This is a genomic window from Syntrophomonas sp. UBA5494 (genome assembly GCF_002426325.1).
On record NZ_DIPG01000084.1, the window covers coordinates 19,104 to 30,956 of the forward strand.

At 52.5% G+C, this 11,853-nt stretch carries 14 protein-coding genes; 2 read left to right on the forward strand and 12 right to left on the reverse strand.

From position 1 onward, the window contains the following. Nucleotides 1-1,832 (reverse strand): transglycosylase domain-containing protein (locus tag B3W37_RS09265; protein WP_483175507.1); only part of this gene is annotated, 1,832 nt, incomplete at its 3' end. A gap of 261 nt (nt 1,833-2,093) precedes the next feature. Here B3W37_RS09265 and corA point away from each other — a divergent pair. After that, on the forward strand, nt 2,094-3,074 hold the full coding sequence (gene corA / locus B3W37_RS09270; protein WP_481039977.1) for a magnesium/cobalt transporter CorA: 981 nt from the start codon (nt 2,094-2,096) through the stop codon (nt 3,072-3,074). A 63-nt stretch (nt 3,075-3,137) separates the two neighbouring features. Here corA and B3W37_RS09275 read toward each other — a convergent pair whose 3' ends face one another. Together B3W37_RS09275 and B3W37_RS09280 are read right to left on the reverse strand one after the other, a co-directional pair. Next, nucleotides 3,138-3,767, reverse strand: coding sequence for a DUF47 domain-containing protein (locus B3W37_RS09275; protein WP_481039979.1), 630 nt, complete (start codon nt 3,765-3,767; stop codon nt 3,138-3,140). A 99-nt stretch (nt 3,768-3,866) separates the two neighbouring features. Beyond that, complete coding sequence (locus B3W37_RS09280; RefSeq protein WP_483175509.1) at nt 3,867-4,745, reverse strand: radical SAM protein; 879 nt, start codon at nt 4,743-4,745, stop codon at nt 3,867-3,869. Nucleotides 4,746-4,896: 151 nt separating this feature from the next. Between B3W37_RS09280 and B3W37_RS09285 the strand changes: the two genes are divergently transcribed. Continuing rightward, nucleotides 4,897-5,079 (forward strand): small, acid-soluble spore protein, alpha/beta type, encoded by a 183-nt coding sequence (locus tag B3W37_RS09285; RefSeq protein WP_481039983.1) that lies wholly within the window; start codon nt 4,897-4,899, stop codon nt 5,077-5,079. Nucleotides 5,080-5,186: 107 nt separating this feature from the next. On the opposite strand, the gene B3W37_RS09290 is transcribed toward B3W37_RS09285, so the two are convergent. The 9 genes from B3W37_RS09290 to B3W37_RS09330 all read right to left on the reverse strand — a co-directional run. Beyond that, nucleotides 5,187-5,648: an MgtC/SapB family protein gene (locus B3W37_RS09290; protein ID WP_481039985.1), complete on the reverse strand. Its 462-nt coding sequence runs from the start codon at nt 5,646-5,648 to the stop codon at nt 5,187-5,189. Further along, nucleotides 5,648-7,105 carry an IMP dehydrogenase gene (gene guaB, locus B3W37_RS09295; protein ID WP_483169906.1) on the reverse strand — a complete coding sequence of 486 codons (1,458 nt, stop codon included), beginning with the start codon at nt 7,103-7,105 and terminating at the stop codon, nt 5,648-5,650. Before guaB ends, B3W37_RS09290 begins: the two co-directional genes overlap by 1 nt. A gap of 133 nt (nt 7,106-7,238) precedes the next feature. Next, nucleotides 7,239-7,472 (reverse strand): helix-turn-helix domain-containing protein, encoded by a 234-nt coding sequence (locus B3W37_RS09300; protein WP_481039989.1) that lies wholly within the window; start codon nt 7,470-7,472, stop codon nt 7,239-7,241. A gap of 100 nt (nt 7,473-7,572) precedes the next feature. Continuing rightward, nucleotides 7,573-7,842: a YlmC/YmxH family sporulation protein gene (locus B3W37_RS09305; protein WP_481039991.1), complete on the reverse strand. Its 270-nt coding sequence runs from the start codon at nt 7,840-7,842 to the stop codon at nt 7,573-7,575. A 12-nt stretch (nt 7,843-7,854) separates the two neighbouring features. Then, nucleotides 7,855-8,292, reverse strand: coding sequence for a dUTP diphosphatase (dut, locus tag B3W37_RS09310; RefSeq protein ID WP_481039993.1), 438 nt, complete (start codon nt 8,290-8,292; stop codon nt 7,855-7,857). Between the two features lie 146 nt (nt 8,293-8,438). Next, nucleotides 8,439-9,719 (reverse strand): M16 family metallopeptidase, encoded by a 1,281-nt coding sequence (locus tag B3W37_RS09315; protein WP_483169910.1) that lies wholly within the window; start codon nt 9,717-9,719, stop codon nt 8,439-8,441. Nucleotides 9,720-9,738: 19 nt separating this feature from the next. Next, on the reverse strand, nt 9,739-10,902 hold the full coding sequence (locus tag B3W37_RS09320; RefSeq protein ID WP_483169911.1) for a D-alanyl-D-alanine carboxypeptidase family protein: 1,164 nt from the start codon (nt 10,900-10,902) through the stop codon (nt 9,739-9,741). A gap of 16 nt (nt 10,903-10,918) precedes the next feature. After that, nucleotides 10,919-11,644 carry a polysaccharide deacetylase family protein gene (locus B3W37_RS09325; protein ID WP_481039999.1) on the reverse strand — a complete coding sequence of 242 codons (726 nt, stop codon included), beginning with the start codon at nt 11,642-11,644 and terminating at the stop codon, nt 10,919-10,921. After that, nucleotides 11,641-11,853 (reverse strand): VanW family protein (locus B3W37_RS09330; RefSeq protein WP_483175510.1); only part of this gene is annotated, 213 nt, incomplete at its 5' end. The genes B3W37_RS09325 and B3W37_RS09330, both read right to left, overlap by 4 nt.

Below are 11,853 nucleotides of genomic sequence, written 5' to 3' on the forward strand. Positions count from 1 at the left end.
ACCGGCCGGGGGCAGGCTTCCACCGCCACCAATCCACTGTCCATACAAATATTCAGCCGTTTGATGCCCTCGGGCCGGGGAAAATCGGAGGGCTGAAAGGCCGCCCCGGCCATGCCCAGGAAGTTGGCCCAAATGGGTCCGGCCACCACTCCGCCGGACTGGTTGACCTGGCGGTTGTCGTCGTAGCCTACCCAGACCGCGCAGCATAGATAGGGGGTGTAGCCCACAAACCAGGCGTCTTTGAACTCGTCGGTGGTGCCGGTCTTGCCCGCGCAGGGCCGGCCTACTGCAGATCTCAAATGGGCTCCGGTGCCTCCGCTCTGCATGACCCCGGTGAGCATATCGGTGATCAAATAGGCAGTGTTGACAGAGACGGATCGTTTCTGCTGAGTCCGGTTCTCTTCCATGACTTTGCCATTGGAGTCCACAACTTTAATGATCGAATAGGGCGCGCTGTAAACCCCTTTGTTGGCGAAGGCCGCATACCCGGCCGCCATCTGCAGCGGGGTCACTTCGGTAGACCCCAGCGGGAGGGATAGCACCGGCTTAATGCCTGAAAAACCGAAATTTTCGGCGTAGCGGGCCACCCTGGCCGGTCCCAGGCGCTCATTCAGGGTTACCGCCACCACATTGTCAGATTTCATCACCGCTTCTTTTAGTGTAAAATCGCGCCAGTGGTAGGGCTCATCCCCGTAATCAGTAGGCTTGTAGGGCGGACTTCCGGCCACCGGGAACTCCACTTCCTCACAGGGTATCATATCGGCCTGGGTCCATCCGGAAGACAGGGCCAGGGAGTACATGAAGGGCTTGAATGTGGAACCGGGCTGCCGGGTGGCAAAAACTCGGTTGTAACTGGATTGCGTAAAATCCCGCCCTCCCACCATGGCGCGGATCTGCCCGTTGCTGACATCAACCGCCACCAGTGCCCCTTGCAGGGCCTCTGGACGGCCTTTCATCCCCTGGGCCAGGGCCCGCTCGGCAGCCTGCTGCATGGTCAGATCCAGGGTGGTATAGACCTTGAGCCCGCCTTGAAAAACCATATTCTCCCCATACTGCTTGATCAGATATTCCCTTATCATAGCCACAAAATAGGGAGCGTCTCCGATAATGGCATGGTCCCGTTTGTACTTAAGCGGCTGTTGGGCGATGCTGTCTCTCTCCGCCTGGGTTATATAGCCTTCAGCCGCCATGCGTTCCAGGACCACCTCCTGCCGGGCTTTGGCCCGGTCAGGATGCACATACGGGTCAAAACCGGAAGGATAATTAGGCAGTCCGGCCAGCAAAGTGGATTCGGGCACAGTCAGCTGGCGGGCTTCCTTGCCGAAAAAGGTGCGCGCCGCTACTTCTATGCCGGTAGCACCCTGGCCGAAATAGATGGAATTACAGTACAGCGCCAGTATCTCGTCTTTGCTGTATTTCCGTTCGAGAATAATAGTGTACCATAGTTCCTTAATTTTTCGGGTCAGGGTGCGTTCATTGGTAAGATATAATATCTTCGCGGTCTGCTGGGTGATGGTGCTGCCCCCTGCCACTACCTCGCCGGCTTTGATGTCGGCTATTAAGGCCCGCAATATGCCGGCCGGGTCCACGCCGTGATGGCTGTAGAAATTTTTGTCTTCCACCGCGATGACCGCCTTTTTAAAAGAATCAGGTATATCCTCCAAAGGGATCACGATCTGATTCTCACTGCTCAAGCCTTTAATGACTTTGCCGTTGACATCATAGACCACGCTGGGCTGGGGTACCTGAAAAGCCGGCAGCTGCAGGCTGAATCCGCTGCTCACCACTACAAAAATCAGGATGTATAGCCACAATAGGCGCTTCCGGGTCATGATACCACTCCTTCTTACCTAAAAATACCCATTTATGGATGGTTTCATTCCCGGATAAAGGCCTTACAGGGCCGCACTATTGACAAGCCCCCCCAATCGGGTTATAAATTAAAAGAATCTTACTTGGAAAGGCGGTGGTGGATAATGGAACCCATACCTTTACGAAAATCCTTTTCTTCATTTGGTAAATATAATAATGCATGGGGGATTAACTGCCGCTGCTTTACGGTCATGTAATCCTCCGCAAAAGGAGGGTTGAACATGATCAAAACCTATTATTTCAGCCACGAACAGCAAACCGTCTGGCATGATGTCGATTTGTCTCAATTAGATCAACTGCTGGCCTCGAGGGAAAGCCTGTTATGGATTGACCTCTATGACTGCGCTGCCAGTGAGCTCCACTATATCGGCGATTTATTCCAATTCCATCCCCTGGCCCTGGAAGACTGTTTACAGGAGAGCCCCCGGGCTAAACTGGACCGTTACGATGATTATTATTTCTTCGTTTTCCATGGCTTGCGCTATTTTGAAGAAGCTGAGGAAGAAGACGAGATTACCAGTATTGAGCTGGATGTATTCATGGGCCCCAATTATATAGTGACAATACACCCGGTGGCATTGACCGCGGTGGGAAAAGTGGCCCGGGTATGCCTCAAGGAAGGCAATTACATGGATATGGGTCCCGAGCACCTGTTATACCGGATTGTGGACAACATGGTAGATGAGTGTTTCCCTATTATAGAGCGGCTGGGAGAGAGGATCGACGACCTGGAAGACAACATCTTTATTCATCGCGGGCAGGAGATCACCGAGGAAATACTGGCGCTTAAGACCACCATCATCCTCTTGCGCAAGGTGATGATTCCCCAGCGGCGCATCTTCGGGAGCATTAACGGCTATTATTCCTTCCTGGTCAACGAGGAAAACCGGCCTTATTACCTGGACCTGGTCGATCACATGGACAGCATACTGGACACGGCCAGCACCTACCGTGATCTTATAAACAGCTCGACTGAAACTTATTACTCCATCATAAATGGACGCACCAGTGAAATCATAACGGTTCTGACCATTATTTCGATAGTCATGATGCCCCTGACGGTGATAACCAGTTTTTACGGCATGAACCTGAATTATCTTCCCGGGGCGGGCAGCGATTCCTTTGTGTGGGTTCTCACCCTGGGCATGATCACCCTGGTAGGCGGCATGCTGATGTTTTTCCGCTACCGCCGCTGGATTTGAAAGGCACGGCCAAAAAGACAGGGGGACGAAAGAACCGTCCCCCTGTCTTTTCTCCCTGTCTTTTTATGAATATTTAACGCATATGTTGGTCAAGAGCTCGGCTACATCCTGAGTGTAGTCCTGGGCCATTTCGATGTGCTCGTATACTTCTCTCCATTTGATAATCGAAATCGGGTCGTCTTCATGGTTCTCAAACAGCGAAGCCACGCCGGTGCGATACAGTGAGTCCTGTTTTCTCTCCAATTTGGAAATCTCATCGCAGATGCTCAAGATTTCTTTTTTATTGCGTTCCACTTTATCCAGCATGCCAAACGCGTCCTGCTGCAGGTGCAGGGATTCGGTTAAGACCCGCACCATTTCCTTGACCCGCTCATCCGGTTCACCGGCTTTATACAGAATCATCCGGTCTATGATCCCGGTGATATAATCCATAGTGGTGGACAGCTTTTGCGACAACTGAAAAGCGTCCTCTTTGTCAAAAGGCAGGATAAAGCTGGTGTTCAAATGTCTTACCAGGTCTTCTATAATGCGGTCGCCTTCATGCTCCAGGGCGGTCAATTTGGCCATTTTTATGTCCAGATCGGCATAATTGTTTACAACCTCTTCCAGGATGGCGCCGCCTCTTACCACCACCCGGGCGCTTTCGTTGAATAGCATAAATAGTTCTTCATCTTTTCTGCCAAAAAGCCGCATAACCAATCCCCCTACTTGAATCCCGGGACTCTATATATTCAAGAATTATAACATAAATTGGAACATCTGCACCAAGTATACATAACGCACGGTTTATTATTACAGTCTGCGCATATATTCCGGGCGTAAATATTCTGAATTATGGCGCTTGATAACTTCATCGATCAAGCGCAGGATTTTCTGTTTATCCTCCGGCAAACGCCCTTTGATCGCCAGATAATTGGAGGCATGATTGCTGCGGAATTCGCAATCGGTGACCTCCAGATTTTCGATGATGAGACGCAGTTCCTCCAGGATCTCAAAGGGCTGCGGCACCTCAAATTTGCCCTGCTGAATCTGTTTATATAGCACCGTGCCTTGAACCGGCATTATGGTGAGGGCCGCGATATAATCGGGGTTGATCTCATTGCAAATCTGGGCGCTTTTTATGGCATGGTCCACTGCTTGGGGGGTGCGCCCGGCCAATCCCAGAACCAGAGTAACCGACAGCGGTATCCCGGCTTCCCGGACTTTTCGGCCCGCTTCCACCATCTCCTCGTAGGTAACCCCTTTGCATATCGACTTCAATAGTTCTTTATCACCGGTCTCCACTCCCAGATAGGCCATGTTGAGGCCGTGCTCGCTCAGGGTCTTCAAATCCTGCGGCGTTTTCTTGAGAATGCTGTCCGGACTGGTGTAAATGCCCACATGCCTTAACTCAGGGAAGTGCCGGTGTAATTCATCCAGGATGGTGATCAGGTCCGCGGTATCCATGGCCAAAGCATCGCCATCGGCCAAAAATACCTTTTCTACCTGTTGAAAATACAATTTGGCCATGCGAATATCGGCTATTATTTCCTTTATATCCCTCACCCGGTACTTCTTGCCTTTATACATTCCGCAGAAGGTGCATTTATTATGGCTGCAACCGACCGTGCATTGCAGTATATAACTGTTAGCTTCACTGGGTGGCCTATATATATCGCCTTCGTATCTCATTTTTTAAACCTCCGCTCAATATACTTATTAGTTTATTCTAAATTAATCATTTGTGAAGTCCTTACATTTTACCGTATTAATACCGGCTATATTCTCCGCCCATTTTCAAAAAATATAATGGATGCGAGTTTTTAAAAAAGGAGGTTGAGTTGTGAGTCGTAAAAGAAGCATAATGTCGGACCGCCTCAAATATGAAATTGCCAAGGAATTGGGTGTAGCCGATATTGTCTCAAGCGAGGGCTGGGGAGCGGTCAGCTCCCGAAACTGTGGGAATATCGTGGCCAAAGCGATCGAAATAGCGGAGCGTAACATTGCCAGCCAGCACAGCTACTAACACCGACGCAGACTCGCATTCACGGGGGGACAACCCCCGTTTTTATTTGGCCTGACGCAGCTGGAAATGACAATTGGGAACGGTCCTTTTCGTCACCTTCCCTGCCATTACTCATCTTCCTTTTCTTTCACATAGATGTTTTCGGTTTTGGGGCCCAGGATTTTATCGACATTGATGAGATTGCCGAAGACCAGAACCAATACCGTAAAAATGGCCGCACCTGCTGTGACCGTAGTCAGCCCTGCTCCTAAAAGCATTCCCAGGATGGCGGTCAACCACAGGCCGGCGGCCGCGCCGGTGCCGCGCACCTCTTTGTTATCCCCCAACCAGATCAAACCGCTGCCGATGAAGCCCAGGGCAGAAATAACCTGTGCGGCCAAACGGCCGGGATCCACATTTCCGGGGAGGACAAACAATTTGAAAAACTCGGTGGATACCACCGACATGAGGGCGCTTCCCATAGCCACCAGGGCAAACAGGCGCGCCCCCGGATCCGACCTGGAAGCCTTGCCTATAATGATGCCTAACAAACCGGCAGCGGCAATTCTGACCACCGCCATTATTAACATTATACGATTACCTGGTAATTGGGGGCTTCCTTACTTATGGCTATATCGTGGGGATGACTTTCCACCAGGCCTGCATTGGTAATGCGGATAAACCGGGTTTTGGCTTTCATATCATATAGATTGGCCACCCCGCAGTAGCCCATACTGGCACGAAGGCCTCCCACCAGTTGGAAGATGGTGTCGGATACATAGCCGCGGTAAGGCACCCGTCCCTCAATGCCCTCCGGAACCAGTTTCTGCTGGCCTTCCTGGAAGTAGCGGTCACTGCTGCCTTCACACATTGCCCCCAGAGAACCCATACCCCGGTAGATTTTATAGCTGCGGCCCTGTAATATAACGGTATCGCCAGGGCTTTCATCAGTTCCGGCAAAGAGATTCCCCAGCATGACTACATCTGCGCCGGCCGCGATGGCTTTGGCAATATCCCCGGAGAATTTAACTCCCCCATCAGCGATAATGGGTGTATCATAACGGCCCGCTACTGCAGAACAATCGGCAATGGCGGTAATCTGCGGCACTCCGATGCCGGCTATAACCCTGGTGGTGCAGATGGAGCCTGGCCCCATTCCCACCTTGATGGCATCGGCCCCGGCTTTTATCAGATCCTCGGTGGCCTCTGCAGTGGCCACATTACCGGCAATCAAGTCCAGGTCGGGATAATTGTTTTTGATGGTTTCGACCATTCTTACCACATCCATGGAATGGCCATGCGCCGTATCCACTACCACCACGTCCGCCCCGGCGTGCTTTAATGCTTCGACCCGCTGCAGGGTGTCGGCGGTTATGCCTACCGCAGCCCCCACCAGGAGCCGGCCCCGGCTATCTTTGGCTGAATTGGGGTATTTATAGGCTTTTTCGATATCCTTGATGGTGATCAGGCCTTTGAGGTTGAAGTCCTCATCCACCAGGGGCAGCTTCTCGATTTTGTATTTGCGCAGGATCTCCAGGGCCCCTTCCATGGTGGTTCCTACCGGAGCCGTCACCAGCCTTTCGCTGGTCATGGCGTCGCCTATCAAACGGTCAAAATCGGTTTCAAAGCGAATGTCGCGGTTGGTTATGATCCCCACCAGGCGGGGGCCCTCAGTAACCGGCACCCCGGAAATGTGATAGTGTTCCATGATGTCCAGGGCATCCCTGATCTTATCCGTAGGTGATAAAAAGAAAGGGTCGGTTATGACGCCGTGTTCGGAGCGCTTCACCCGATCAACCATCTTGGCCTGGGCTTCGATGCTCATGTTTTTGTGAATGATGCCAATGCCTCCCTCGCGGGCTACCGCTATAGCCATGCGCGATTCGGTGACAGTGTCCATCCCGGCGCTCATGATGGGAATCTCCAGGCGAATCCTTTTGGTCAGCCGGGTAGAAACGTCAACCTTATTAGGTAATACCTCAGAGCGCCCGGGTATTAGTAACACATCGTCAAAAGTGAGACCCTCTTTAGCAAACTTATCGGTCATGTTGTGCGGCCTCCTCATAAAATTTAACATATATTATCCTATTCGCCGGGAATTTTCAAGGCATGCGGCTGTTAAGGTTATGTAAAAAGTCTTTAGCCGGGTTGAATTCCCAACCCGGCCCCGAATTAAAAATTTAATCGCCGCCTTGTACCGAACTGATGCCATAGCGGTAAAAATGCTCATAAAGAGATTCCATAGTTTCCTTTTTGACCTTCATCCGCTGCGCGGCCTCCTCAGTGCCGAGGCCCTGAGCAATGGCCTCGATGAGCTGGTCATGGCCGATCCCCGCCTCACGGCACATATCCTGCAGTGACGGTATTCTGCTCCAGGGCGGGAAGGAACCCTGTTGAATGTCGGATTCTTTCATCGATCAACCCCCTTTTTCACTAGCATGCCCGAATCACTGCAGGACCATAAAAAAAGGGGCTGCCGCCCTTCTAGAGCGGTAAGCCCCGTTTTAAGCCGGTTTACATAGAGCTGTTCTTCAATCGCATATGGGTGTGATCCAGTTCCACTACTATAACCTCCCGGCCCACCTTCTTTATAGCCTCCCAGGGGATCACCAGCTTTTGCCTGTCGGCCCAGAAAGTAAAGGCATTGCCCCGGTTGGGGAGGATGATAGAAATAATGCGGCCGTTCTCCTCGTCGATGAGCATATCCGAATCGCCAACGGTGCCCATTCTCATGCCGTCATAGATATTGACCATTTCTTTGCCCACCAATTCATTTAAACGCATTCATCAGCCCTCCTACAGGCCGGTATGCCCAAATCCTCCCGCTCCGCGTTCGGTCTCGTCCAAACTCTCGCTTATCACCAGCTGTGGTCTTTCCACTTTGGTAAAAATCATTTGGGCGATCCGGTCCCCTCTTTTCACAATATACTCTTTGTCCCCCAGGTTTATGACGATTAGCATGATTTCCCCGCGATAATCGGCGTCGATGGTTCCCGGGGTGTTCAGCAAGGTGATGCCATGCTTTAAGGCCAGTCCGCTGCGCGGCCTGATTTGGGCTTCATAGCCTTCGGGGATGGCTACGGCAATACCGGTGGGAATCAGTTTGACCCTGCCGGGAGCAATGCTCTCCGGCTCCTGGTTGGCGGCATGCAGATCAACCCCCGAAGAACCCGGAGTCATGTACTGCGGCCAGGGCAGGTCATAAGAATGCAGGCGTTTGATCAATACCTCCACAGATAAATTCTCCTCTCCAAATCGGCTTATCGGCAAGTGATTCAGGGCCGATGACGAAAATCGCCCAGGGCGGGGGCATCATTACGCTTTGCCAGGGCGGTCGGGGCCTTGCCGCCATACAACCGGGCCCGGGGCATTCTTATCCCTTATCTTTTGCAAGTTATCCAGTGCTCGTCAAAAGCTTTCTCCACCTGGTTAAGGGTCTCCTGGGGTGCAATGGCCGCCAGTGAAAAAGGCTCTCTGTCCAGGAGGGTTTGGGCCAGTTCATGCACCATATCGGCATTGACCGCCAGTATCCTGGACATGATCTCTTCCGGGGGATGCACCTCTCCGTACATGATTATCGATTTGCCCAGCCGGCTCATGCGGTTCATCACATTCTCCAGTCCTAAATACATGCTGGATTTGATCAGCTGCTGGGTTCTTTCCAGTTCCAGTACGGTGATGCCCTGCTGCAAAAAGCTCCTGATCTCACGGTACAGGGCCTCGAAGCAGGTGTCTATCCGGCCGGGGCCAGTGCCGATATATATGGAATAGGCCCCGCTATCTGAATAGGAGGCGGGATATGAGTAGACTGAATAGGCCAGTCCCAGCTCTTCGCGCAGGGATTGGAACAGCCTGGAACTCATGCCTCCTCCGAATATGTTATTCATGATGTTTAAGGCATGCCGTCTCTCGTCGAAATAGGTGATTCCCGGCACTCCGATACAGATCTGCACCTGTTCGGTGGCTTTGTCCACCAGATTGGTAAAACAATGATAGGACTGCGGGGCGGCATGGTTCATATTAAACCCTGAAGAGGGCTGTTCGTCAAGGTGCTGGCAAACGGCGTCTTTAACCTGCTGGGCGTTGATGTTGCCGGCCACCGCAATCACCATGTTGCCGGGCTGATAGTGATCCTGGTAGAAATCGCAGATATTCTTGTGGTCAAAAGCGGAGACCGAATCCTTGGTGCCTAGAATGGGGGAACCCAGGGGGTGTTCGGACCACATGCGGCGCGAGAAAACATCGTGTATGAGGTCGTCGGGAGTGTCTTCATACATGTGGATCTCTTCAATGATGACATTCTTCTCGTTTTCAAAGTCACGGGAGGCGAATTTGGCCTTAAAAAGCATATCAAAAAGTATATCCATGGCCATGGGAAGATGCTCGTCCAGGGTACGGGCGTACAAACAGGTGTATTCTTTGGCGGTGAAGGCGTTGAGCTGCCCCCCGATGCTTTCGAAACTCTCGGCAATATCACGGGCTGACCGGCTCTCAGTGCCTTTAAACAGCATGTGTTCGATAAAATGAGCGGCTCCCTTCATATGCTCGGGTTCATGCCGGGATCCCACCCGTATATATATGCCAATGGCAACTGAGCGGACATAGGGAATTTCTTCGGTGACTAAAAAACAGCCATTATCAAGCCTACAACTATTAATCACGCCTATACCTCCAGCTAATTTATGGGTCGTTTTCAACCGAGCCGGGAAAAATACCCCAGCGCCGGGCCAGCCCGTTGAGCATGCGGACCGCCCAACCTGGTCTCTGCCTGTATTCGGCCTCGGTCCGCAGATTGGCTTCAGCCATAGGCTTGCCCTCCACATATACCTTTAGCGTTCCCAAATTTTGATTTTTTGCCACAGGTGCCTTTATATCATAGTTCAATAATACCCTTTTTTCAACATTAAGCTGGGAGTCCCCCAGCCACAGGTAAATATCGCGGTCGGGATAAACCGGGACGCTGTTCTCCCGGCCGCCTTCCAGGGCTAGTTCTTTAAAAGGCTCGGCTTTGTCTACCACCAGAACCGGGCCGGTATGATTGAAGCCGTAGTCCAGAAGACGTTTGCAATCCCCGCTGCGGTCATAAGAATTCAAGGCCACCGCGATCAGCTGGCGCTCCTGCCGGGTGGCCGAGGCTACCAAACACTTGCCGGCGGCGTTGGTGGTGCCGGTTTTGATGCCGTCTGCTCCGGCATAGCTGGAGAGCAGCGTGTTGGTATTATTGAGCAACAGGGCTTCCCGGTAGTCAGGGTGCTTAAAGTAGCCCTGTTTGCTGCCTACCAGGGGTTTCAGGACGGGGTCGGTCATCAGGTAGCGTCCGATAACCGCCTGATCGTAAGCCGTACTGTGCTGCTTGTTGCCAGGAAGTCCGGAAGCGTTTTCATAGCGGGTGTGAACCGCTCCGATGGCAAAGGCTTTTACTGACATCAGGTGGGCAAACAGCATTTCGTCGCCGGCCACATGTTCAGCCAGGACGACTGCGGCATCATTGGCGGAACGCAAGAGGGCCGCCTTCAACAGCTCTTCCACAGTCAGTGTGGCGCCTGCTCTCAAACCGATAGTGTATTCCAGGGTTTTATCCGCATGCTGGCTCACCACCGCGGTTTCGTTGAGCCCGGCGTATTCCACCGCCAGAATGGCGGTCATCATCTTGGTGGTGCTGGCCACCTGGCGTTTCTCATCCATGTTGCGCCCGTACAGAACCTGGCCGCTGGCAGAGTCCAGGAGACAGACGTATTTTGAGGTGGTGGCCGGGGCTGCCAGGGCCGGCTCCGGTTGGCACAGACCGGCCAGTATCATGGCTGCCAGCGCCGTAATCATTATTATTATGCAGCTTCTTCTCATTCTGTTCCCACCCATGTTATGGCTGCTGTTCGGGAGAAGCCAGCAGCTCCTCAATGGTCATCATTTTATAGCCCTGCTGGTTCAGGCCGGCCAGGATCTCAGGCAGTGCTTTAACGGTGGGTTCGGTGGGATGCATGAGGATAATGGCGTCATTATGGACCTTTTTCATGACCCGCTCAACGATGACCTGCGGAGCCGGCTTCTGCCAGTCGATGGTATCCACGCTCCACATGATATATTGGTAGCCCGCGGCGTTCACCGCTGCAACCAGGGAGGGGTTTTTTTCCCCATAAGGAGGTGCAAAGAACTGGCTTTTCTTGCCGGTGGCCGCGAAGATGACATCTTCAGCCTGTTTGATCTGCTCCTGTACCTGGGCCGCCTTGAGGCTGTTGAAGTGAACATGCTTGTAGCCGTGGTTTTGTATGCTGTGATCGGCCGCCGCTATGGTTTTCATCAGTTCAGGATTGTTCTCCGCCCAGCTCCCGGTTACAAAAAAGGTGGCCCGGGCGTTGCTTTTCTGCAAGGCTTCCAGCATAGCCGGTATGTATTCTCCCCCCCAGTCTACATTGACGGTGACAGCCACCGCCTTGCTCCCGGTTGAGCCCTGATAGATAGCGCCGCTGCCGCTGGCGGCCATCTCGCCTCCCCCATCCGAGGCGGCAAGAAATGAGCTTATGCCCAGGACAAAAACCAACCCCACTATGATGCCCAACCTTTTCCAGGAAAAATAAAATATTCTCATTTAGACCTCCCCATGATTTTAACCCATAAGTGACTGCCGCCCAATCCAGCTTTGATGATCACCGGCCCATCCTTATTATTTATGAAACACAGGTCCAAGTCGGGATAGGATACGGTGGCATCACGCCCCTCCGGAACATAGCGCACCGCTTTACTGTGGGCGTGACGCTCCTCAATTTTCAGACCGGCGTCTAAGGCGGCGTTATAGAG